This window comes from Achromobacter sp. Marseille-Q4962 (assembly GCF_943737005.1).
Classification (GTDB): Bacteria; Pseudomonadota; Gammaproteobacteria; order Burkholderiales; family Burkholderiaceae_B; genus Achromobacter.
Genome location: NZ_CALSFU010000006.1, coordinates 16,330 through 39,001, shown reverse-complemented (window position 1 = coordinate 39,001; position 22,672 = coordinate 16,330). Strand labels below are relative to the sequence as shown.

General features: G+C 68.4%; 23 protein-coding genes. 5 read left to right on the top strand and 18 right to left on the bottom strand.

Annotation, left to right across the window (positions count from 1 at the left end):
* Positions 1 to 59: 59 nt before the first annotated feature.
* The 4 genes from NGJ44_RS06560 to NGJ44_RS06545 all read right to left on the bottom strand — a co-directional run bounded on the left by NGJ44_RS06560 (position 60) and on the right by NGJ44_RS06545 (position 4,393).
* Entirely contained in the window at positions 60 to 1,445 is a 1,386-nt protein-coding gene (locus NGJ44_RS06560) for an MFS transporter (protein ID WP_053245139.1), read from the bottom strand.
* 56 nt (positions 1,446 to 1,501) lie between these two features.
* The gene (glmU, locus tag NGJ44_RS06555; protein WP_251863464.1) at positions 1,502 to 2,875 is read right to left on the bottom strand and encodes a bifunctional UDP-N-acetylglucosamine diphosphorylase/glucosamine-1-phosphate N-acetyltransferase GlmU; all 1,374 of its coding nucleotides are present in this window, start codon (positions 2,873 to 2,875) and stop codon (positions 1,502 to 1,504) included.
* A 62-nt stretch (positions 2,876 to 2,937) separates the two neighbouring features.
* Complete coding sequence (locus NGJ44_RS06550) at positions 2,938 to 3,708, bottom strand: PhaM family polyhydroxyalkanoate granule multifunctional regulatory protein (protein WP_251863463.1); 771 nt, start codon at positions 3,706 to 3,708, stop codon at positions 2,938 to 2,940.
* 40 nt (positions 3,709 to 3,748) lie between these two features.
* Positions 3,749 to 4,393 carry a glycine zipper 2TM domain-containing protein gene (locus NGJ44_RS06545; RefSeq protein WP_251863462.1) on the bottom strand — a complete coding sequence of 215 codons (645 nt, stop codon included), beginning with the start codon at positions 4,391 to 4,393 and terminating at the stop codon, positions 3,749 to 3,751.
* Between the two features lie 132 nt (positions 4,394 to 4,525).
* On the opposite strand from NGJ44_RS06545, the gene NGJ44_RS06540 reads away from it, so the two are divergent.
* Entirely contained in the window at positions 4,526 to 4,744 is a 219-nt protein-coding gene (locus NGJ44_RS06540) for a DUF3717 domain-containing protein (RefSeq protein ID WP_053245137.1), read from the top strand.
* Positions 4,745 to 4,769: 25 nt separating this feature from the next.
* Here NGJ44_RS06540 and NGJ44_RS06535 read toward each other — a convergent pair whose 3' ends face one another.
* The 5 genes from NGJ44_RS06535 to NGJ44_RS06515 form a co-directional block, all read right to left on the bottom strand.
* Entirely contained in the window at positions 4,770 to 5,381 is a 612-nt protein-coding gene (locus NGJ44_RS06535) for an SCO family protein (protein ID WP_053245136.1), read from the bottom strand.
* 13 nt (positions 5,382 to 5,394) lie between these two features.
* A complete protein-coding gene (cyoE, locus tag NGJ44_RS06530; protein WP_053245140.1) occupies positions 5,395 to 6,288 on the bottom strand; it encodes a heme o synthase in 894 nt (297 codons plus the stop codon).
* 13 nt (positions 6,289 to 6,301) lie between these two features.
* On the bottom strand, positions 6,302 to 7,318 hold the full coding sequence (locus NGJ44_RS06525) for a COX15/CtaA family protein (RefSeq protein WP_251863461.1): 1,017 nt from the start codon (positions 7,316 to 7,318) through the stop codon (positions 6,302 to 6,304).
* Positions 7,319 to 7,388: 70 nt separating this feature from the next.
* Complete coding sequence (locus tag NGJ44_RS06520) at positions 7,389 to 7,964, bottom strand: SCO family protein (protein WP_251863564.1); 576 nt, start codon at positions 7,962 to 7,964, stop codon at positions 7,389 to 7,391.
* A 91-nt stretch (positions 7,965 to 8,055) separates the two neighbouring features.
* Positions 8,056 to 8,841 carry an SURF1 family protein gene (locus tag NGJ44_RS06515; protein WP_251863460.1) on the bottom strand — a complete coding sequence of 262 codons (786 nt, stop codon included), beginning with the start codon at positions 8,839 to 8,841 and terminating at the stop codon, positions 8,056 to 8,058.
* A gap of 36 nt (positions 8,842 to 8,877) precedes the next feature.
* Here NGJ44_RS06515 and NGJ44_RS06510 point away from each other — a divergent pair, with 36 nt between their 5' ends.
* Complete coding sequence (locus tag NGJ44_RS06510; protein ID WP_082308510.1) at positions 8,878 to 9,078, top strand: twin transmembrane helix small protein; 201 nt, start codon at positions 8,878 to 8,880, stop codon at positions 9,076 to 9,078.
* Between the two features lie 76 nt (positions 9,079 to 9,154).
* Here the strand turns inward: NGJ44_RS06510 and NGJ44_RS06505 are convergent, their stop codons facing one another.
* The 5 genes from NGJ44_RS06505 to coxB form a co-directional block, all read right to left on the bottom strand.
* Positions 9,155 to 10,030 carry a cytochrome c oxidase subunit 3 gene (locus tag NGJ44_RS06505; protein WP_053246296.1) on the bottom strand — a complete coding sequence of 292 codons (876 nt, stop codon included), beginning with the start codon at positions 10,028 to 10,030 and terminating at the stop codon, positions 9,155 to 9,157.
* A 45-nt stretch (positions 10,031 to 10,075) separates the two neighbouring features.
* The gene (locus tag NGJ44_RS06500) at positions 10,076 to 10,300 is read right to left on the bottom strand and encodes a DUF2970 domain-containing protein (protein WP_053246310.1); all 225 of its coding nucleotides are present in this window, start codon (positions 10,298 to 10,300) and stop codon (positions 10,076 to 10,078) included.
* Between the two features lie 4 nt (positions 10,301 to 10,304).
* Positions 10,305 to 10,430 (bottom strand): cytochrome oxidase small assembly protein, encoded by a 126-nt coding sequence (locus NGJ44_RS06495; protein ID WP_152968154.1) that lies wholly within the window; start codon positions 10,428 to 10,430, stop codon positions 10,305 to 10,307.
* A 34-nt stretch (positions 10,431 to 10,464) separates the two neighbouring features.
* Positions 10,465 to 12,069 (bottom strand): cytochrome c oxidase subunit I, encoded by a 1,605-nt coding sequence (gene ctaD / locus NGJ44_RS06490; protein WP_251863459.1) that lies wholly within the window; start codon positions 12,067 to 12,069, stop codon positions 10,465 to 10,467.
* Positions 12,070 to 12,172: 103 nt separating this feature from the next.
* Positions 12,173 to 13,330, bottom strand: a complete 1,158-nt coding sequence (coxB, locus tag NGJ44_RS06485) for a cytochrome c oxidase subunit II (protein WP_053246308.1) — start codon at positions 13,328 to 13,330, stop codon at positions 12,173 to 12,175.
* A gap of 295 nt (positions 13,331 to 13,625) precedes the next feature.
* Between coxB and NGJ44_RS06480 the strand changes: the two genes are divergently transcribed.
* Positions 13,626 to 14,441 (top strand): NUDIX hydrolase, encoded by an 816-nt coding sequence (locus NGJ44_RS06480; RefSeq protein WP_053246307.1) that lies wholly within the window; start codon positions 13,626 to 13,628, stop codon positions 14,439 to 14,441.
* Positions 14,442 to 14,468: 27 nt separating this feature from the next.
* Here NGJ44_RS06480 and NGJ44_RS06475 read toward each other — a convergent pair whose 3' ends face one another.
* Positions 14,469 to 17,261: a cation:proton antiporter gene (locus tag NGJ44_RS06475; protein WP_251863458.1), complete on the bottom strand. Its 2,793-nt coding sequence runs from the start codon at positions 17,259 to 17,261 to the stop codon at positions 14,469 to 14,471.
* 224 nt (positions 17,262 to 17,485) lie between these two features.
* Here NGJ44_RS06475 and NGJ44_RS06470 point away from each other — a divergent pair, with 224 nt between their 5' ends.
* On the top strand, positions 17,486 to 18,280 hold the full coding sequence (locus NGJ44_RS06470; RefSeq protein WP_200908071.1) for a phosphodiesterase: 795 nt from the start codon (positions 17,486 to 17,488) through the stop codon (positions 18,278 to 18,280).
* A 375-nt stretch (positions 18,281 to 18,655) separates the two neighbouring features.
* On the opposite strand, the gene rpoH is transcribed toward NGJ44_RS06470, so the two are convergent.
* The 3 genes from rpoH to fghA form a co-directional block, all read right to left on the bottom strand.
* Positions 18,656 to 19,576 carry an RNA polymerase sigma factor RpoH gene (gene rpoH, locus NGJ44_RS06465; protein ID WP_200908070.1) on the bottom strand — a complete coding sequence of 307 codons (921 nt, stop codon included), beginning with the start codon at positions 19,574 to 19,576 and terminating at the stop codon, positions 18,656 to 18,658.
* A gap of 156 nt (positions 19,577 to 19,732) precedes the next feature.
* Complete coding sequence (locus tag NGJ44_RS06460; protein ID WP_053246315.1) at positions 19,733 to 20,422, bottom strand: hypothetical protein; 690 nt, start codon at positions 20,420 to 20,422, stop codon at positions 19,733 to 19,735.
* A gap of 96 nt (positions 20,423 to 20,518) precedes the next feature.
* Complete coding sequence (gene fghA, locus NGJ44_RS06455; RefSeq protein WP_053246313.1) at positions 20,519 to 21,385, bottom strand: S-formylglutathione hydrolase; 867 nt, start codon at positions 21,383 to 21,385, stop codon at positions 20,519 to 20,521.
* Positions 21,386 to 21,619: 234 nt separating this feature from the next.
* Here fghA and NGJ44_RS06450 point away from each other — a divergent pair, with 234 nt between their 5' ends.
* The gene (locus NGJ44_RS06450) at positions 21,620 to 22,384 is read left to right on the top strand and encodes a hypothetical protein (protein WP_251863457.1); all 765 of its coding nucleotides are present in this window, start codon (positions 21,620 to 21,622) and stop codon (positions 22,382 to 22,384) included.
* Positions 22,385 to 22,672 lie beyond the last annotated feature (288 nt).

The following is a 22,672-nucleotide window of genomic DNA, read 5'->3' as shown; positions in this document are numbered from 1 at the left end:
GCGTCGGCCGCCATTATAGAAGCCGGCGCCGCCGCGCCGCTCCCGGGCCGCGGTTCACCCTAGGGACGCAGGCGGGTGAAACGCACCGTATTCACCGCCACCGCCATGGCGGCGCAGGCCGTGCCCAGCAACAGGGCCAGGCTGGGGCCGTGCGCCACGCTCAGGCCGAAGGCGATGGCCACGAGCGCGGTGCCGAAGCTCTGCCCGAACACGCGCGTGGTGGCCTGCAGGCCGCCCGCGGCCCCGCTGCGCGCACGCGGGGCCGCCGAAAGCAGTGCGCGGTTGTTGGGCGTCTGGAAGAACCCGAAGCCCACTCCGGCCACGAACATGCCCGCCAGGATGGGCGCGTTGGAAACATCGGTGGGCAGCGCGGCCAGCCAGAGCATGCCGGCCACCATGGTGGCCGCCCCCACGCCGCTGAGGGTGGCGGCGGAATAGCGGTCGGACAGCCGGCCCGCCAGCGGCGCGATGATGGCGGTGCCCACCGGCCAGGCGCCCATCAGCATGCCTACCTCGAGGTAGGGCCGGCCCAGCACCTGCTGGAAGTAAAACGGCAGAGACACGTAAGAGGCCATCTGCGCCGCGAACGTGCAGGCCGATGCGCCCACCGCGTAGGCCAGCGGCCGGATGCGCAGCAGGTCCACCGGCACCAGCGGCGCGGGCTGCCGCGAGGCGCGCCGCACCAGGAACAGGCCGAACACGGTGGCGATGGCCACCATGCCGATGCCGCGCAGCAGATCCTGCCCCATCATGTCCACGCCGGAAATGAACACGCCGAGCGTCACCATGCTGAGCAGCGCGCTGATCCAGTCCAGCCTGACGTTGTTGCGCGGCACTTCGGGCAGATGGCGCAGGCCGAACATGGCCAGCACGCAGATCGGCAGGTTGACCGCGAAGATCCAGGGCCAGGGCGCCACCGACAGGATGGCCGAGCCCACGGTGGGGCCGAGCACCGACATCACCGCCACCGTGGTGGCGTTGATGCTGATGCCCCGTCCAAGCAGCTTCAGGGGATAGATGTTGCGCACCAGCCCGCCGAACAGGCACATGAGGGTGGCCGCCCCCACGCCCTGGAACATGCGCGCGAAGGTGAGCTGCACCAGCGTGCCCGCCAGCGCGCAGCCCAGCGAGGCCAGCGTGAAGAGCACCAGGCCGAAGGTGAACATGCGGCGGAACCCGATGCGCTCGGCCAGCGCCGACATGGGCAGCAGCATGGTGACCACGGCCAGGTTGTAGGCGTTGACGATCCACACCGCCTGCGCGGGCGCGGCATTGAGGTCCACCGCGATGGTGGGCAGCGCCACGTTCGCGATGGTGGTGTCCAGCACCGACAGGCTGATGCCCGTCATGACGGTGGCCGCGGCCCAGTAGCGTCGCGGCGTGGGCAGGCCGTCCGGCGCCGCCCCGGCCCGCCCGGGGCCGGTATGCGCGGCGCCCGTATGCACGGCGCCCGTATGCACGGCGCCCGCATGCACGGCGCCCGCCTTTTCCTGTGGGGCGGTCACGATTTCTTGACCGGGCGCTGCCATCCCTCGACGGTGACCTGCCGCGCGCGCGAGACGGTCAGCTTATCGGCCGGCGCGTCGCGGGTGAGCGTGGTGCCCGCGCCCAGCGTGGCGCCGCGGCCCACGCGCACGGGCGCCACGAGCTGCGTGTCGGAGCCGATGAAGGCATCGTCTTCGATGACGGTGCGGTGCTTGTTCACGCCGTCGTAGTTGCAGGTGATGGTGCCCGCGCCCACGTTGACGCGCTGGCCCACGTCGGCATCGCCGATGTAGGCCAGGTGGTTGGCCTTGCTGTCGGCGCCCAGCACGCTTTTCTTGATTTCGACGAAGTTGCCCACGTGGGTGCGGTCGCCCAGCTCGGCGCCCGGACGCAGGCGCGCATACGGACCGATGCGCGCGTCGCGGCCCACTTCGGCCTGGTGCAGATGGCTGAAGGCCTCGATGTGCGTGCCCGCGTCGACGGACACGTCGCGCAGCACGCAGTGCGGGCCGACGCGCACGCCGTCGCCCAGCGTGACCTGCCCTTCGAACACGCAGCCCACGTCGATGAAGACGTCGCGGCCGCAGACGAGCGAGCCGCGCAGGTCGAAGCGCGCGGGATCGGCCAGCGTAACGCCGGCTTCGAGCAGGCGGCGCGCCTGCTCGCCCTGCCAGCGCCGCTCGAGCTCGGCCTGCTGCACGCGGCTGTTCACGCCCAGCGTTTCCCAGGCGGCGCCCGGCTGGGCGGCGCCCACGGTCACGCCATCGGCCACGGCCAGGCCCACGGTGTCGGTCAGGTAGTACTCGCCCTGCGCATTGTTGTTGCCGATGCGGCCCAGCCAGTCTTTCAGGCAGGCGGTGGGCGCGGCCAGAATGCCGGTGTTCACTTCCTTGATGGCGCGTTCGGCCTCGGTGGCGTCCTTGTGCTCCACGATGCGCGCCACGTGGCCCTGCGCGTCGCGCACGATGCGGCCGTAGCCGGTGGAGTCTTCCAGCACCTCGGTCAGCACCGCCATGCCGTCGCCGCGCGCCTGCAGCAGGCGCTGCAGGGTGGCCGGCTGCACCAGCGGCACGTCGCCGTACAGCACCAGGGTGACATCGTCCTTGCCATCGCCTTCGAGCAGTTGCGGCACGGCCTGCTGCACCGCGTGGCCCGTGCCGTGCTGGGGCTGCTGCAGCGCGAAGTGCAGGTCAGCGTGGCCTTCGAACGCCTGGCGCACGCGCTCGGCGCCGTGGCCCACCACCACGACGATGCGGGCGGGCTCCAGCTGGCGCGCGCTGTCGAGCACGTGGGCCAGCATGGGTTTGCCGGCCAGCGTGTGCAGCACTTTGGGAAGATCGGACTGCATGCGTTTGCCCAGTCCGGCGGCAAGTATCACTACATTGAGCATAGATTCTCGTTGAAACGCGCCGCGCCGGCCCTCGCGGGCCGGTGGCGCCTGGATTGAAAAAATCAGGTCGGGCCGGAAGGCGCGCCGTTCTTCCTGGCGCGCGGCGCGGACTTGCGGGCTGCCTTGGAGGCCGTTTTGGCGGCCGCCTTGGACTGCGTCTTGGACGCGGGCCGGGTTTGCGCGCCGGCCGCCGCGCCTTGCGCCGCCTGCGGCGGCTGTGCGGCCTGGGCCGAGGGCATGGTAGCGGCCGTGGCCGCCGCGATCTGGCTGAACTGCCGCTGCAGGAGATCCCACCACGCCTTGGAGGCCGACTGCGCCGCCTGCCCCATCTGCTCGCTCATGCCGGGGCCGGGCGGCTGCGCCGAAGCGCCGGCCTGCGCGGCGCCGCCCTCCCCGCCCGCCTTGTCCGGCTCGGGCGCGGCGGCCTCGGCCTGGCGCGGCGCGGGCTTGATGCCCAGCACCACTTCCAGCGGCGAGGCCGCGCCGCTGTCGCGCACGGCGCTCATGTCGAGATTGGCCGCGCTGTCGACGAATGCACGCAGCGTGCTGATGGTTGAACGCTGCACTTCCATGCCCTGGATGGTGCTCGAAAGCATGGAGAGGTTCATGCGCAGCCAGTTTTCGACCGACCGCAGCTCGGCGATGCGGCGGTCGAGTTCTTCGAGGTTCATGGGGGGAGCGATGGGCAGGCTGCTGGCCAGCCCGCCTGGGCCGGTGAGGCCGGCCCAGGCCTGGCGCATCATTTCCATGCTCGCCAGCAGCGGGTTTCCGGACAGTTCGGAGCTCTGGCCCAAGCCCGGCAGGACGAACGGGTTGCTGTGTTGATCGCTCATTCCAGGTCTCCCCAAGAATCGAAGACGCCGCGATCCGGGCTCACCATCCGGACAGCAGCTGATTGTTTTCCACGCGCACGTGGTCGCCGGAGGCGAAGGCGAAGGGCTGCGCACTGCGGAACTGGCGCTTGCTGCCGTCGCCCATGCGCACGGTGAGCTCATAGTGCGTCACTGTTTGTTGCTGTCTGATATTACGCTCAACTTCGCGGCCTGCCAAAGCCCCGCCGACCGTGCCCAGCACGGTGAGCGCCGTCTTGCCGTGGCCGCCGCCGAACTGGTTGCCGACCACGCCGCCCGCGACGCCGCCGGCAATGGTGCCGATGAGATGGTCGCCGTTATCTTGCGCGGGCACGCGGACTTCGCGCACGGACTCGACCACGCCGCAGGTGCCGCAAGCCGCCTGCGCCGGCGCGCGCGCGGCCGGGGCGCCCTGAGTCTGGGCCTGAATCTGGGCCTGAGCCTGGGCCGGTGCGGGAGCCCCGGGCGCGGGCGGCGCGGGGGCCAGGTTGGCGGCCTCGGGACCGGACTGCGCCGATTCGGCCTGGGGATTGGCCGAGATCGAGGGCAGCCAGCCCAGCATGGCGGCGACCGCGACGGCGCTCAGGATAATGATGGATACGGCGGCGGACGCCACCAGGGGATGGAGCCCGCGGCGCGGGGAACCGGATTGCGTGGCAGGATTCATGTGGATGCTCCAACGACACTGACGGGCAGTGGTATAGCACTGGCGCGGGGTATCGGCGTGTTGCGATCGTGACGCTTTGCAAGGCCCCGGACGGGGGCTTTCCGCCGCGATCCAAACGTGCACAATAGCCGTATGGACTCCGTGACCCTGCCCCAGCTCGAAGCCGCCATCAATTATTGGCGCCAGCGCTCGCCTTCGGTGGGCGACGAATCACGCCTGTGCGCGGAAGCGGCCGCGCTGGCCACGCCCTACGCGCTGATGATCATCGAGGGGCGCCGCGAAATGGCGCTGGCGGAGTTCGAGGACGCCGCCCGCGCGGCGCTGCAGGCCTGGGCCGCGACGCGGCCCTGACTCGGGCGGGCCATGGGGGTGCGCCTCACTGTGCCTTGAGCAGCGCCTGGATATCGTGCGCCAGGGCATCCGCGCCCAGGGTATTGTTGGCCAGCACCCGCGATTCGCCCTTGCCGTCCAGCAGGTAGAACGCGGCGGTATGGTCCATGGTGTAGCCGCCGTCCTTGGTGGGCGACTTGGCGTAATAGGCCTTGAACGAGGCCGCCGCCTTCTTGATCTGGTCGGCCGTGCCCGTCAGGCCCAGGAAGCGCGGGTCGAAGGCCGTGACGTACTGGCGCAGGATCTCCGGCGTGTCGCGCTCGGGATCCACGGTGATCAGCAGCACCTGCACGCGGTCGGCATCGGGCCCGAGTTTCTGCATGACGTCCGACAGCTCGGCCAGCGACGTGGGGCATACGTCGGGACACTGGGTGAAACCAAAGAACACAACCACGACCTTGCCCGAGAAATCGGACAAATGGCGGGTCTTGCCATTGAAATCGACCAGCTCCAGGCCCTTGCCCAGCTGAGTGCCGCTGATGTCGCTGCCCTTGAACACGGGCTTGCTTTCGCCGCAGGCGGCCAGCGCGGCGGCGACCAGCGTGGCCGCGCCCAGCCGCAAGGCGAGCCTGCGGCCGGCGGAAAACAGGGAATGCATCGACAACCTCCGGTCAGCCCAGCAGGGCGAACCAATGATCCACCAGCAGGGCGCCGAACAGCAGCGCCAGGTAGAGGATGGAAAAACGGAACAGGCCGCGCGCCAGCTCGTCGCTGTAGGCGCGGTACAGCCGCCATGCGCGGGCGACGAACATGCCGCCCAGGACCAGCGCGGCGGCCAGGTAGAGCTCGCCGCTCATGCGGATGGCGTAGGGCAGCAGCGTGGTGGCCAGCAGCGCAATGCTGTAGAGCAGGATGTGCAGGCGCGTGAACTGCTGCCCGTGCGTGACGGGCAGCATGGGCAGCCCGGCCTTGGCGTAGTCGTGGTTGCGGTACAGCGCCAGGGCCCAGAAATGCGGCGGGGTCCAGATGAAGATGATGAGCACCAGCACCCAGGCCTCGGCCGGCACGGAATCGGCGACGGCGGCCCAGCCCAGCGCGGGCGGCATGGCGCCCGACAGCCCGCCGATGACAATGTTCTGCGGGGTGCGCGGCTTGAGGATGATGGTGTAGATAATGGCGTAGCCCACGAAGGTGGCGAAGGTCAGCCACATGGTGAGGGGGTTGACCAGCCGGTACAGCACCAGCATGCCCGCCCCGCCCAGCAGGCCGGACAGCATCAGCACCTGGAAGGCGGAGATCGTGCCGCGCGCGGTGGCGCGGCGCGCCGTGCGCAGCATGCGCGCATCGACTTCCTGCTCGATGAGGCAGTTGATGGCAAAGGCGGCCGCCGCCAGCAGCCAGATGCCCACGGTGCCGAAAAACACCTTGCCCAGGTCCGGCACGCCCGGCACGGCCAGGAACATGCCGATGACCGCGCAGAACACCGCAAGCTGCGTGACGCGCGGCTTGGTGAGGACGAAATACTGGCGGAGCAATCCGGTTTGGGAAGCGGCGAGACTGGACATGATGGGCCCCATTTTAAACGCGCGCCGAATCAGGGACGCTTCCCGCCCCCGCCAGGCGCACCAGCAGCACCACGGCGGCCAGCGTCAACCCGGCCGCTCCGCCATTGTGCAATACGGCGATCAGCAGCGGCCACTGGAAGAAAATGGTGGTCAGGCCCGTGAAGAGCTGGGCCGCCAGCAGCGCCAGCATCAGCGTGGCCGGCCCGCGCAGGCCGGGCTCGGCGCGCAGGCGCCAGGCCAGCACGCCCAGGTATACGAACACCACGAAGGCGAAATTGCGGTGCACCCAATGGATGGCCGTCAGCGCCGGCTGCGAGATCATCTCCCCGGAAGGCAATTCGCCCAGCCCGCGGATCACGGAATACCCGCCATGGAAATCCATTTCCGGGATCCACTGGCCGTGGCACATGGGAAAGTCCATGCAGGCCAGCGCGGCGTAGTTGGTGCTGACCCAGCCGCCCAGCGTCACCTGCGCCAGCAGCAGCGCGAAGCCGCCGATCATCCAGGGCCGGAACCGCCGGGCGGCGGCGGGCACCGGCGCGTGCGGCCGCTCGCGCGCCGAGAGCCAGGTCATGAGCGCGAGCACCGACAGCCCGAACACCAGGTGAGCCGTCACCACGGCCGGCATGAGCCGGTGCGTGACCGTCCAGGCGCCGAACGCGCCCTGCACGCACACCGCCACCAGCGCCACCGTGGCCAGCGCGGGCGAGCGGCCCAGCGCGCGGCGATGGCGCCACGCCATGTACACGATGGCGATGATGAGCATGCCCAGGATGGAGCCCACGTAGCGGTGGATCATCTCGATCCAGGCTTTGGACAGGGTCACGGGGCCGAAGGGCATGGCCTGCGTGGCCTGGTGGATGTCGCCCATGGCGCCCAGCGGGGTGACGCTGCCGTAGCAGCCGGGCCAGTCGGGGCAGCCTAGGCCGGAATCCGTCAGGCGCACGAAGGCGCCGAACATGATGAGGTCCAGGGTCAGGAACCACGTGAAGAAAACCAGCTTGCGGTAGCGCGCCTTGATACGTTCCATATTCATTGTTGCTTCAATACTCCAGGCGCCCCACCGAAACCCGCTGAAAGCGCGATGTGCCAAATCCTGCTCACCCGATCCGCGAGTTGTAGACCAGCCGGCTGATGTCCTTGCGCACCTTCACGCCGTCGGCATCGGCCGGGAACTGCATCATCAGGTTGCCCAGCGGGTCGATCACCCAGATCGGGGCCGCCAGCGCCGCCGCGCCCTCGCCCGCCTGCGCGGGAAGCAGGAAGCGCGCCAGCTCGGCCGGGTCGGCCCGCAGCATCACCGTGCCCTGGTAGGCATCCAGCACCTTCTGCGGCACCGGCGCGTCGTCGGTGATAAACCAGACCCGCGCCAGGCGATCCACGTTCTTGCCCTGGCTGGCATGCGTGTTGCGGGTGATGAACAGCTTGCGCGCGCAGCTTTCCGGGCAGGCCGCGCCGTCGGCGACGACGAGCAGCCATTTGCCCTCGAGGCGACGCAGGTCGTAGGGCTGGCCGTCGAGCGTGCGCAGCCGCAACCCGGCCGGCTCCGGCATGGGACGCTGCGGCTCGATCAAGGTTCCGTAATTGCTGCTTTCCGAAGGCCACCACTGCGGATTCAGGTACACCACGAACGCCGCGACGATGGGCGCGAGCGAGCACAGGAACACCAGCAGCATGGGCGTCAGGGAACGCCTGGGAGCCGCAGCGGAGGAAGTGGGTGAATGAGGCACGGGAATATCCTGGAATCGCGTCGTGACGGGCGGCCGCTCAGGCCGGAGGCGCCTGCCGCCGCCGGGCGCGGCGGATGGCGCCGGCCAGCACCGCCAGCCAGGCGATGGCGGCGATCGCCGCAAAGGCGAACCATTGCACGGCGTAGGAAATGTTCTGGCGGTAGTCCACCGAAGGCTGCGGCCAGTCGCGCACCAAGCCGTCGGCGGCATCGTCCGTCTGGCTCAGCACCGCCGGCAGCAGGGTGAGGCCGGTGGCGCGGGCGTAGTCGTCCAGCGCCAGGTTCTGCACCTGGGGCAACGCGCCGCCGGGCAGCGGCAAGGCGGCGGGCAGGCCGGCGGGCGCGCTGCCCAGCGACCACAGCTCGAACAGCCGGGGCACGCGCGGCTGCAGCTCGCCGGAGACGGTCTGCCCGCCCGAGGGCGCGGGCGGCGCCGCCGGAGCGGCCTGCGCGCCCATGACGCGCGGCAGCCAGCCGCGCAGCACGAGCACGGCGGTGTGCGTGGAGGCGTCCAGCAGCATGGGCGTGGCCAGCCAGTAGCCGGGCCGGCCGTCGTGATTGCGGTTGTCGAGCAGTACACTGAATTGCGGCAGCCACACGCCCGCGGCCCGCGCCGCCCGCCATGCGGCGAGTTCGGCCGGCGGGGTGGCCGGGGTCAGGTCCAGCGGCGGCTGCTTGCGGCCGGCCTCGATCGCCGCCAGAATGGCGCGTCGCTCGTCGCCGCGGCGCAATTGCCACTGCCCCAGCGACGCCAGCGCGGCCACGGCGGCGCCCAGCAACAGCAGGGCGGCGGCGGTGGTGCGGGAAGAGTGCGGTCGGGCCATGTCCATATCAATGCAGAACCACTCGGGGAGACCAATATGCGCGCATTCGTCGTACTGGCCTTTATCGGTATCCTGGCCAGCCTGGCGTCCGCCCTGGTCTATCTGATGCGCGACAAGGGTTCCACCAATCGCACGGTCAACGCGCTCACGGTGCGGATCGGGCTGTCGGTGGCGCTCTTTCTTTTCGTGCTGTTTGCCCATCACATGGGCTGGATAGAGAGCACGGGCCTCAGATGAACGCGCCGGGCGGCGCAGGCGCCGCCCGGCGGTACGCATTGTAGGCCAAGGCGGCGGCCCGCCCCGCCCGGGAAGGTCACATCCAGTAGACGAACAGGTACAGGCCCAGCCAGACCACGTCCACGAAGTGCCAGTACCAGGCCGCGCCCTCGAAGCCGAAATGATGATCGGGCGTGAAATGGCCGCGGATCAGGCGGATGAGGATGACCGTCAGCATGGTGGCGCCCATGATGACGTGAAAGCCGTGAAAGCCCGTCAGCATGTAGAACAGCGAGCCGTATGCGCCCGAGTTGAACTTGAGGTTCAGTTCGGTATAGGCGTGGTGGTATTCGGTGGCCTGGCAGGCCACGAACACGAACCCCAGGATCACGGTGGCGAGCAGCCAGAAGATGGCCTTGCCGCGGTGATTCGCGCGCAGCGCGTGGTGCGCGATGGTGAGCGTGACGCCGGAACTGAGCAGCAGGGCCGTGTTGATGGTGGGCAGCCAGAACGGTCCCACGGTCTGGAAGTGCTCCACCACGCCGGCCGGGCCGAAGTTGGGCCAGGTGGCCTGGAAATCGGGCCACAGCAGCAGCTTGTGGTCCATGTCGCCCAGCCACGGCGTGGTGATGGTGCGCGCATACCAGAGGGCGCCGAAGAAGGCCGCGAAGAACATCACCTCCGAGAAGATGAACCAGCTCATGCCCCAGCGGTAGGAGTTGTCGATGCGCTTGCTGTTGAGCCCCGACTCCGACTCGTGGATGGCGTCGCCGAACCAGAAATACAGCACCGTCACCACGCCGATGAACCCCGCCAGCACCAGCCATTTGCCCCAGCCCACGCCGTTGATCCAGGCGGCTGCGCCCAGCCCCATGCAGAGCAGGGCCAGCGCCGTGCGCACGGGGTGGCCGGAATCGGCGGGCACGTAGTAGTACGGCGCCTCTTTACCTTGAACCGAGTGGCTTGCACTCATGGCTTTCTCCCTGGTACGGATGTTTGATTTGAAGTTGTTCGAATCTCAGCTCAGGCTGGCCACCGCCCAGCGCACGATGAACACCAGCGCCGTCACGAACAGCGCGGCGGCCAGCAGCCCGGCCACGATGACGTAGACCGGGTTGAGCCGCGCGATGTCTTCGCGGTAGCCCGCCCCCTTGCGCACGCCGAAAAAGGCCCAGGCCACCGCCTTGACCGTCTGGACGAAGCTCAGCTTGCGCTGGGCGGTGTCGCGCAGGTCTTCGCTCATGGCGCTACCCCATGGCCGCGCCGCCCAGCAGCGCGGAGCCCCGCAGCAGCGTCCAGACGAACACCGCCGCCACGAAGGCCAGCAGGATCAGGCCCGCGATGCGGTTGCGGCGGCGTTGTTCGGGCGTCATGGCGCGGCGGTCCGGGTCGGTGGTCGGCGGCACGTCACTTCACTTCGGGCGGCGTCTCGAAGGTGTGGAACGGCGCCGGCGACGGCACGGTCCATTCCAGCCCTTCGGCGCCTTCCCACGGCTTGGCGGAGGCGCGCTCGCCCTTGCCCATGTAGCAGCGCAACACCGCCCACAGGAAGATGAGCTGCGACAGCCCGAACCAGAACGCGCCGATGGTGGCGATCTGGTGGAAGGTGGTGAACTGCGCGGCGTAGTCGGCGTAGCGGCGCGGCATGCCGGCCAGGCCCAGGAAGTGCATCGGGAAGAACGTCAGGTTGAAGGAGATCAGCGACGACCAGAAGTGCAGCTTGCCCAGTTTTTCGCTGTACATGCGGCCGGTCCACTTGGGCAGCCAGTAGTAGGTGCCCGCGAACAGGGCGAACAGCGAGCCGGCCACCAGCACGTAGTGGAAATGGGCCACCACGTAATAGGTGTCGTGCACCTGGATGTCGATGGGCGCCACCGAAAGAATCAGGCCCGTGAAGCCGCCCATGGTGAACACGAAGATGAACCCGATGGCGAACAGCATCGGGGTTTCGAAGGTCATGGAGCCGCGCCACATGGTGGCCACCCAGTTGAAGACCTTCACCCCCGTGGGAATGGAGATCAGCATGGTGGCGTACATGAAATAGAGCTGGCCGGTGACGGGCATGCCGGTGGTGAACATGTGGTGCGCCCACACGATGAACGACAGCACCGCGATGGAGGCGGTGGCGTACACCATGGAGGCGTAGCCGAACAGCTTCTTGCGCGCGAAGGCCGGCACGATGGCCGACACGATGCCGAAGGCCGGCAGGATCATGATGTACACCTCGGGGTGCCCGAAGAACCAGAACACGTGCTGGTAGAGCACCGGGTCGCCGCCGGCGGCCGCGTTGAAGAAGCCCGTGCCGAAGTGGCGGTCGGTGAGCACCATGGTGATGGCCGCGGCCAGCACCGGCATCACGGCCAGCAGCAGGAAGGCGGTGATGAGCCAGGTCCAGCAGAAGAGCGGCATCTTCATCAGCGTGAGGCCGGGCGCGCGCATGTTCAGGATGGTCACGATGATGTTGATCGCGCCCATGATGGACGAGGCGCCCATGATGTGCATGGCGAAGATGCCCAGGTCCATGCCCGGGCCCATCTGCAGCGACAGCGGCGCATACAGCGTCCAGCCGGCCGCGGTGGCGCCGCCGGGCACGAAGAACGAGGTGGTCAGCATGATGGCCGCCACCGGCAGCAGCCAGAAGCTGAAGTTGTTCATGCGCGCGAACGCCATGTCCGAGGCGCCGATCTGCATGGGGATCATCCAGTTCGCGAAGCCCACGAAGGCCGGCATGATGGCGCCGAACACCATGATGAGGCCGTGCATGGTGGTGAACTGGTTGAAGAGCTCGGGGCGGAAGAACTGCAGGCCCGGCTCGAACAGCTCGGTGCGCAGCAGCAGGGCCAACGTGCCGCCCTCCAGCAGCATGACGAACGAGAAGATGAGGTACATCGTCCCGATGTCTTTGTGGTTGGTGGCGAACAGCCAGCGGCGCCAGCCCGAGGGCATGGCGTGGTGGTGGTGGTCATGGTGACCCTGGCCCGGCGACACGTGGTCTACAGTGACGCTGCTCATGATGGACTCCTTCCTGCTGAGGGCCGGCCGCGCCTGGCGCGGTCCGGCCAAGTATCTCGACTAAACGGAACCGGTTCCTGCCTGGGGAGGGCGGAGCGCGCGATCAGCGCGCGGCCGCCACGTCCTTCGGAAGAACCGTCGGGTCCTGCCCCTTGCCTGCATTGCTCCAGGCATGGCGCGTATAGCTGATGACCGCCGCGATTTCGACGTCGTTGAGCTGGCCGCCGAACGGCGCCATGGCGGTGCCGGGCCGGCCGTGCAGCACGGTCTTGATCTGCTCCGCCTTGGGGCCGAGCACGATCTTGTCTCCATCGAGCGCGGGGAAGCTGCCCGGCACGCCCTTGCCGTTGGCCTGGTGACAGGCCACGCAATTGGCGCCGAACACTTTCTCGCCCCGGGCAACCAGTTCGGCCTCCGTCCACTCCTTGTTGGGATCGTCGGCGCTGGCCGCCATCTTCTTCTGCTGTTCTCCCACCCACTTATCGTAGTCCGCCTGCGACTTCACTTCCACTACGATGGGCATGAAGGCGTGGTCCTTGCCGCAAAGCTCGGCGCACTGGCCCCGATAGATGCCCGGTTTCTCGGCGCGGAACCAGGCGTCGCGCAGAAAGCCCGGGATCGCGTCCTGCTTGACGCCGAAGTCCGGCACCATCCAGGAATGGATGACGTCGGCGGCGGTGAGCACCACGCGGACCTTCTTGTCCACCGGCACCACCAGCGGGTTGTCCACCTCCATGAGGTAGAACTCGCCCTTGGGCTCGCGGTTTTCGATTTGCGCGCGCGGCGTGGCCAGGGTGGACAGGAACTTGACCCCGGCGGCCGCGCCGTCCAGGTATTCGTAGCCCCATTTCCACTGGTAGCCGGTGACCTTCACGGTGAGGTCGGCGCTGGAAGTGTCTTTCATGGCGACGACCGTCTTGGTGGCCGGCAGCGCCATGGCGATGACGATGATGAAGGGGATGACGGTCCAGGCGACTTCGACGCCCAGGTGCTCGTGGAAGGTGGCGGCCTGGTGGCCGCGCGATTTGCGGTGCGCCCAGATGGAGTAGAACATCACTCCGAAGACACCGATGAAGATCACGATACAGATCGTGAGCAGCATCCAGTGCAACCACATGACATCCCGGGTGATCTGTGTGACGCCTTCGTGCAGGTTAAGCTGATTGACCTTCGGGCCGCCGGGCATGTCTTGCACCTGAGCGCCGGCCACCTGGCCAATCAGCAATGCACAAGCCCCGAGTATCCCTCTCCACTTCTTCATGCTTACCTCGAAACATGGCGCGAAGGCCCTGTCGCCCTGTGGCACGGATGTCACTTGTACAGGACTACGCGCAATTATTAGATGGCAGGGTCAGGCAGGAGTTGAGCGGCCCCCGCGTTCCCACTCGAAATCACAAAGAAACTGGCGGATTATAGCGGACGCGCAAATAGATGTAAGTTCGCGCTCTTGAAATCATGACGCCCGCCCCCATGGGCGCGAACCGCTTTGACGCCGGGGCCGCACGCCGGTCTGCGCTGGCATAAAATCTGCCGGTCGCTCTTCGATGGCCCGATCCATGCTTCATCCCCTGCCCGACCTCTATGCAAGACTGCGCGTGCGCGCCCAGGAGCCCGCGCCCGACGGCGCGCGCATCTTGTATATAGCGGGACGCCGCTGCGGCTGGGCCACGCATGCGGCCTGCGATGCCCTGCGCGGCGTGGCCCATGTCGAATCGGACGGCCAGACGCTGCGCATCGGCGCCGGCCTCGCGCCGGGCGACGCTCTCAACGAGGTGCTCGAGCGATCGGCCCAGGCCCTGCGGCAGGCCAACTGCCTGCGCGGCTGGCGCGATGAATTGCTGGATGTCACCGACGGCGAAACCTGGCTGGGCGTGATCGAGCGTGCCGCCATGCGGCCGCTGGGCCTGCTGACCAAAGCCGTGCATCTCAATGCCTGGACGCCGGACGGCCGGCTCTGGGTGGCGCGGCGCTCGCTCGGCAAAGCCACCGATCCGGGCATGTGGGACACGCTGGTCGGCGGCCTGGCCGGCAGCGGCGAACCGCTGGAAGAGGCGCTGCTGCGCGAATGCGGCGAAGAGGCCGGGCTCGACGCGCCGGACCTGCGCCGCCGGTCCGCCCTGCGCGCCATTCTGCGCATCCACCGCCGCCTGCCCGAGGGCTACCAGGTCGAAGACGTACTGACCAGCACCTGTGTGCTCGAAGCCGGCGCCCGCCCCGCCAACCGCGACGGCGAGGTCATGGAAATCGACGCCATCGAGCCCGGCGCCGCCGTGCAGCGCATCGCCAACGGCGAATTCACGCTGGAAGCCGCGCTGGTCATCGTCGAAGACCTCATGCGGCGCGAAGCCTCGGGCGACAACTTTCCGGCCTGAGGCCGCTCATCGCGACGGCACGCCAGGTCAGGCGCGGTCAGGCCCGGCCAGGTCAGGCCCGGCCAGGTTAGGCCCGGCCAGGTTAGGCCCGGCCAGCCCCGCCGGGCTGGCGTCCGGCAAGGTCGACGGCGCACCGTCGGCCGCCGCGGCCTGCCGCGCGTCGCGCCCGGCCGCATCGTCGGACTCGTCCGCGGCCCGCGCCGCGCCCTCCGTGGCGGTTCCGTCATGCGCGCGCCCGGCCGCCGGGGCGGGCTGGGCCGTTTCCGCCGCTTCCGCGGATTGCGCCGGGCCGGGCACGGCCGGCGCGGGCGGGGGCTGGGTCGTGCCCGTTTGCGAGAACTGCTTCCAGACTTCGATGGCGCGCAGGCGCTGCCTGGCCACGGTCTGGATGCGCTCGCGCAGGTGCTCGTCGCGCGCCAGCAGCGCATGGAAATCGCGCGACGAAAGCATCAACAGCTTGCTGTAACCCAGCGACGTGACCTCCGGCGCGATCTGCTGTTCGCCCAGCAGGCCCAGTTCGCCGAAGAACTCCCCGCTGCCCAGTTCGATCAGGGTGTGGTCGGGCAGGTGCACGGCCACCGCCCCCGAGGCCACGAAGCACATTTCCTCGCCGTGCCGGCCCTTGGTCAGCACGCGCTGGTCGGGCAGCGCCAGACGCGGCTTGAGCAGCTTGGAGATGGCGCGCAGCGAATCGGGCGACAGTCCTTCGAAAAGCGGCACGCGCTTGATGAGGTCCGCCGCGCCCAGTTCCATGTCCAGCGGGGGGTGGGTGTCGATGTGCGCCCAGCGGCTCTTCAGCTGGGCCATCAGGTCGGCATAGACTTCGCCGCTGATGAGGAACTGCTCCAGCATGTCGCGGTAGCGGATGCGCTCGAGCTCGCGCGCCACCCGCCCCAGATAGCTTTCCTGCAGCCATTGGGCATAGGATGGATACTGCAGGTTCAGGGCCTGCAGCGCGTTCTCGATGAGATCGAGCCGGCGCTGGTGCAGGCTGACGATGCGCTGCGTGGCCTCTTCGCCCAGCAGCGGCGTGATCTGCTCGCGCGCGAACACGATGAGCCGCTGCGCCACCGAACGCTTGCTCATGAGGTTGGCGAAGCGCTGGCCCAGTTCGCGCGCCAGCCAGCCCTGGAAACCGAACAGGTAATGTACGCGCAGCGCCAGGCGAAAGCCCGCCGAGTAGCGCACGTCGGCGACGATGGCGTTCTCGAACCCGGCCACGCCGCCGGTCCGGATAGCGTCCTCCAGCCGTTCGGCGCGGGCCAGCAGCGATTCGGCCATGCGCCAGTCGACGATCTGCGCCTTCAGGATGTCGAAGAACATTTCTTCTTCGCGCTGCGCCACGATGGCCAGGCCCACGGACACGCGCTGCTCGTCGCTCATCTGGCCGACCTGGCCGTCGTGCACGCTGGCGAGGCTGGCGTCGAACACGGCGCGGATGCGGTCGCGCACCTCCGTGCCGATGTGCTCGGACTTGGCCACCTCCTCGGTCTTGCCCTGCAGGTCTTCCAGCGCCACGGCCAGCGCCTGGTTGCGGATGGTGCGCTCCACCGGGGAAAGCTGGTTCAGGCCCAGCGTGCGGATCAGCGGCCGCAGGCTGATGCCGTTGACGAACAGGGTGACCAGCACGAAGGCCGTGGTGGCCACGGCGATGAACTGCCGCGCTTCCTCGGGCACCCCGGTCTGCTCGGTCACGGCCAGGGCCAGGGCCAGGGACACCGCGCCCCGCAATCCGCCCCAGAGCATCACGACCTTGTAGGGATTGCTCACCTTGGTGCCCAGCGGCGTCAGGCCCAGGAGGGGCAGCAGGCCGAACACCACAATGGCGCGCGCCACCAGGGTGGCGACGAACAGCACCGCCACCAGCAGCAGCTCCTGCCAGTCGGCGGCCGCCATCAGCTTGGGGATCAGCATGGCGGCGAACAGGAAGATGAGCGAATTGGCCCAGAAGCCGAACTGCTCCCAGGAACTGGACAGGTACTCGAACGTGGTGGGCGACATGCGCGTACGGCCCGCCGATCCCACCACCAGCCCCGCGATGACGGTGGCCACCACGCCGGAAACGTGCAGATAGTGCTCGGAAATGAAGAACGACAAATAGGCCAGCGTCAGCGTCAGGGTGATCTCGGCCGTGGGAAAACCGCGCAGCCAGGCGAACAGGAAGCAGGCCAGCCGGCCCATGGCGAAGCCCGCCAGGCCGCCGCCCAGGAAGTGCACCACGAAGTCGTTGAACACCCCGCCCACGCTCAGCACGCCATGCCCGCTCAGCACCGCCAGCAGCACGGAGTACAGCGCGATGGACGCGGCGTCGTTGAACAGGCTCTCGCCCTCGACCAGGGTGGTGAGCCGCTTGGGCGCCCCCACCTCGCGGAAGATGCCCACCACCGCCACGGGGTCGGTGGTGGCCACGATGGCGCCCAGCAGCAGGCACACCACCAACCCGTAGGACGAAACCATGTCGAGCGTGAAGCCCACGACCACGGTGCAGACCACCACGGCCACGATGGCCATCATGAGAATGGGGCCGATATCGTCCATCAGCCGCCGCACGTTCATGGACAAGGCCGTCTCGAACAGCAGCACCGGCAGGAACACCATGAGAAAGGTTTCGGACGAAATCTCGAAGCGTTCCAGCGAATCCAGGAAATCGCCGATCCAGCGCGGGGCCCAGCCGTGCACGTGGACGACAATGCCCAGCAGACAGCCCACGATGGCCAGCAGCACCGAGTAAGGCAGCTTCACCCGCCCGGCCAGCGGCGGCATGAAGCAGACCAGCGTCAGCAGGCCGGCCAGACCGAATACGAGAAATCCAACATCCATGTAAGTAAGACGCCCCAACAATCCTGTGGAAATTTTCACAAGAATAGCGGGTTTTGCCGCGCCGCCCGGCGCGGACAGGCACGGCCCGCACGTTTCGTTACCCGTGAGACCGGATGCGAAACCCGCAATGCGCGGTTTTTTGGGTAAGGTAGCGCGAGGAAATTTCCGAGGAGGATTCCTTGGTCCGCATACATACCCTCGGCCGGCGCGACGACGCGCCCGCCATGCTTGTGCAATTGACCGATTGCCATCTGTTCGGACAGCCCGACACGGCAATGCTGGGCGTGAACACCGACGCCAGCCTGCGCGCCGTGCTGCGGCAGGTCCAGGCCGACGGCAAGCGGCCCGACCTGCTGCTGGCCACGGGCGATCTTTCGCAGGACGGCGAGGCGGCCTCTTATCGGCGCTTTGCCGGCATCCTGCGCGAGGCCGAACCGCTGCAGAATACCGTCATCCGCTGCCTGCCCGGCAACCACGACCTGCCCGCGGTGCTGCGGCAGGAGCTGCCCGAATGGAGCCAGCCCGTGACCGACGTAGGCGCATGGCGCGTGGTGTGCCTGGACACCACGGTGCCCGGCTCCACCGCCGGCCACCTGCCCGCCGGCCAGCTCGACCTGCTGGAAGAAGCGCTGGCCCAGGCGCCGCACCGCCATACCCTGGTGGCCATGCACCACAACCCCATGCAGATCGACAGCCACTGGCACGACTCGATGATGATCGACAACCCGGAGGCGCTCTTCAAGCTGCTGGCGCGCTGGCCGCAAGCGCGGGTGGTGCTCTGGGGCCACGTGCATCACGAATTCGACCGCCGGCGGCACAACCTGCGCCTGCTGGCCACGCCGTCGACCTGTTTCCAGTTCTCGATCCGCGACGGCCGCCACGTGGTGGACAATCTCGCGCCCGGCTACCGCTGGATCAAGCTGTACCAGGACGGCTCCATGGCCACGGGCGTGCGACGCGTGCAGGACGCCCTGCTGCGCGGGGCGCTGGCCGCCCCGGACAACGCCCGGGCCGCCTGAACGCCAGGCGCGCCCAGCCCCGGAAGCCGCGCTTGCGCGGCTTTTTTGTTGGCGGCAGGGAAGAGAGAGGGGCGCACGCGCGGCGAGCGCGCATAAAAAACGGGGCGCCGATATGCGGGCGCCCCGTAAGCATCCGTCTCATAGGGGAGGGGAAAGAGGAGAAGCCGAGACGGATGACAAGACGGCAAACCGAAGTTCGCGGTCTACATGGAGTTAGGCGGCGCGGGCACGATTAAGTTTCGGGCGCGCCTGGTTTTTTTGACCCGAATTTGTATCCATATATTTGAAGGCGGCGCAGACCGCGGAAGACCCGCCGTGCGCCGCAAAAAACGAGGGCCGCGCGAGCGGCCCTGGGCGGATCCGGAACCCCGGGGATCAGGCGCTCAGGCTGCCGCGCATTTTCTTGAGGGCGGCGGCCTCGATCTGGCGGATGCGCTCGGCCGACACGCCGAATTCCTCGGCCAGTTCGTGCAGCGTGGCGCCGCCGTCGTCCTGCAGCCAGCGCGCTTCCACGATGCGGCGCGAACGCGGGTCCAGGGCTTCCAGGGCGCTGCTCAGGCCCGCCGTCTGCAGGCGGTCGCGCGCGGCGCGCTCCAGCACCCGGGTGGGCTCCTGGCGGCCGTCGTCGGAAAGATAGGCGATGGGGGCGTAGCTGTCCTCGTCGTCGTCCTGCCCTTCGAGCGACATGTCGCGTCCGGACATGCGGACTTCCATTTCGCTCACGTCTTCGCGGCGCACGTTCAGTTCGCGGGCGATGTTGTCGACCTGTTCGGAATCCAGCGTCTGGCCGTCCGGGCGCATGCTGCGCAGGTTGAAGAACAGCTTGCGCTGCGCCTTGGTGGTGGCCACCTTGACCAGGCGCCAGTTGCGGATGATGTATTCGTGGATTTCCGCCTTGATCCAGTGAACGGCGAACGACACCAGGCGCACGCCCCGCTCGGGATCGAAGCGCTTGACGGCTTTCATCAGCCCGACGTTGCCTTCCTGGATGAGGTCGGCGTGCGGCAGGCCGTAGCCCAGGTACTGGCGCGCCACCGAAACCACCAGGCGCAGGTGCGACAGCACCAGCTCGCGCGCGGCGTCGAGGTCGTCGTGGTCGCGCAGGCGGCGGCCGAGTTCGGTTTCGCGTTCAGCCGTCAGCACGGGCAGGCGATTGACCGCCGAGATGTAGGCGTCGATCGTGCCCAGCGCGCCCGGATTGGCGATGGCCAACGCCAGAGCGTTGCCGGGCGCGGCCAACGAGGTACTGGGTTGCTTCATGGCGGGAGTCTCCGGAAGGCTTGGGGATAACGACATGGATTCGATGTTAGCACTCTGATTATGGGAGTGCTAATTCGACTGTTGCGGCGCGTCAAAGTTTCCGCTTTCGTTATGCGACCCCAATTTTAACGGCCTGGGGCAAGGGCCGCCCGGCCCGGACCCGGCGAGCGGGCGCGCAGCGGGATCAGAGGGTCACCAGCCCAGCCGCTTCAGGCCCTCGGCCGTGGCTTGGCCATCGGGACGGACGAACAGCGCGCCGCGCGGGTCGAGCAGGACCTGGTAGCGCGCGCCATCGAACAGCGGCATGTAGGCGGCGCTGCCGAACTGTACGTCCACGAAGGGAAACCAGTTGGGAAACGACTGCTTGAGGGCGGCCAGGTCCGGCGCCGGCCAGTCGTCCAGCGGATGCACCGACCGGGTGGCCGAGGCCTCGCGGGCGGCATCGCTGTAGCGGCCCGACAGGCGCTCCAGCCGGTAGAGCGGCGGCACGCCGGCCAGCAGGGCGGGCAGGCGCCAGCGCACCACGCGCGCGTCGATCTGCCACTGGTCGCCGTAGAGCACGTATTGCTTGTTGCCCACGCCTTGGGCGCTGGCATGGACGAGGAACTGCCCTTCCGCCTGCTGGCGCACCTCGATGAGAGCCACGGGGGTGTCGGCGGTCAGCCGGAAGAACTGGACCAGCGACAGCGCCAGCAGGCCGGACACGCAGCCCAGCGCCACCAGCAGCAGCCCGAAGAGCCGGCGCACCGGACGGAACTGGAACATGCGGCGGCCGCGCTCGTCGCGCGGCCCGCCCCGCCCCAGCAGCATGAACAGCCCCGGCAGCAGCACGATCACCGCGCCCGCCAGTATCCAGACAAAAGGAGCAATACCGCTTATCAACTCGGGCTTCCCCATGAAAAGAACGCCGCGGCCCGGCCCGGCGCGGCGCTGCCCGCGGGCCTGCCGCGGCAGGCAGACCAGTATAGAAGCCCGCTCTCAGGCGGCCGGTTTTCCAAGCCGCTCGACGTGAAACCGGATGTGATCCTCGATGAAACTGGAGATGAAGTAGTAGCCATGATCGTAGCCCTCGTGCCGGCGCAGCGTGAGGGGCTGGCCCGCCTGCGCGCAGGCGGCCTCGAACACCTCGGGATACAACTGTTCGGCCAGGAACTGGTCGGCGGTGCCCTGGTCGATCAGGATGCCGTCCGGGAAGGGCTGGCGCAGGCCGCGCATGAGCGCCGAAGCGTCGTAGGCTTCCCATTGAGCGGCATCGTCGCCGAGATAGGCGCCGAAGGCCTTCTTGCCCCAAGGGCACAGGCTGGGCGCGGCCATGGGCGCGAAAGCCGACACCGAGCGGAAAAGGCCGGGGTTGCGCAGCGCCAGCACCAGTGCGCCGTGCCCGCCCATGGAATGGCCGAAAATGCCGGCGCGCGCGGCGTCGCCCGGCAGGGCGCCGCCGGTGGCGATGCGGTACAGCTCGCGCGTGACGTAGCTATACATGCGGTAATGGCCGCGCCAGGGGGCGCGGGCGGCGTCCAGGTAGAAGCCCGCGCCGGTGCCCAGGTCCCAGCTTTCGTCTTCGCCCGGCACGTTGGCCCCGCGCGGGCTGGTGTCGGGCGCCACGAGCATGACGCCCAGCTCGGCGGCCAGGCGCTGCGCGCCCGCCTTGATCATGAAGGTTTCCTCGGTGCAGGTCAGGCCCGCGAGGTAGAACAGCACCGGCACCGGGCCGGCGGCGGCCTGCGGCGGCAGGTAGGCCGAAAAGCGCATGGGCAGGCCGATCTCCTCCGACGCGTGACGGTAAAAGCGCTGCGAACCGCCGAAACAGCGGTGCTCGGAAATGAGTTCCAGGGCCGTGGCCATAGGAAGAGTCTCCTGATGGGAAAATGGGGCGGGCGAAGCCGGGGATTAGGGTATATCCACGGTGCGAGGTTCCGTCGCCAAATGTTAACCTGCGCGTCTAGAGGTCCTGTACGGCGCGAATCCGCGATCCGGATTCGGTTTCGCGGCTGAAAGGCTTGACCGCGGCCTATCGTGGCACTATTTATATACCCATAGCGAAGACACCCCGTTCTTCCATGCGCAAGCCCTGACACTATGGCTCGTCTGCCCCGTCTGTACGCCCCCGGGCTGCCCCAACTGGTGCAGGCCAACTTCATTCAGCCGCTGGCGGCGCCGTCGCAGCCCGCTCCGGCCGACATCCTCAACCAGCTTGCCGCCTGGCTGGGCGAATCCGCCCTGCGCCATCGTGTTTCCGTGCATGGATGGGTGCTCGCCAACGACCGCATCCTGCTGCTGGCCACGCCGGCCGACGAAGAAGGACTGCCGCGCCTGATGCAGACACTGGGCCGCAATCTCGCCGCGCGCCTGCGCGGCGGGCGCGTGTTCGCGGGGCGCTACCGCTCGGCCCTGCTCGAGCCCGGCGCCTGGGTCCTGCCCGCGCTGGTCTGGCTCGAAACCTACCCGGTGCGCAGCGGCGCATCGCAGGACGCCGACTCGTGGCCGTGGTCGTCCGCCGCCAGCCACACGGGCAACACCAGCGCGCCGCCGGCCGCCTGGCAGTCCGACCACGCCGACTACTGGGCCTGCGGCAACACGCCGTTCGACCGCCAGGCCAACTACCGCAAGCGCCTGCACGACGGCCTGACCCGCGAAGAATCGCAGCGCATCGACCAGGCCGTGTCGGGGCAATGGGCGCTGGGCGGCCCGGGCTTCATCGCCAGCCTGGCGCATACGGCCAGCCGCCGGGTCGCCCCCGGCCAGCGCGGCCGCCCGCGCAAGAAACCCGCCCCGCCGGCTCCAGCCGCCGAAGGCGGCGAGACGCCGCCGCCTCCGCCTCCCGCCCCCGATTCCCACCGCTGAGGGCCGTTCCGGCCCCGCGCCGCCGCCGAGCCGCCTCGCGCGTCCGCCCGGACGGCGGTTTTTCGCATCGGCTTCCCCTGCATGCCAGCCCCGCTCCCGCGGCGCGCCGGGCGCTCCCGCCGCCCGGCGCGGGCTGCTCCAGATTGCGACAAACCCACAAATTATTGGGGACGTAATATAAGAAAAACAGCCATTCCGCACCCCAATACAGTGCGCATTTTTTGACCATACCCCTGTAACCCTTGTCTGGCGCGCCTCTTGATGCGTACCCTATTTATTGCACAGAAA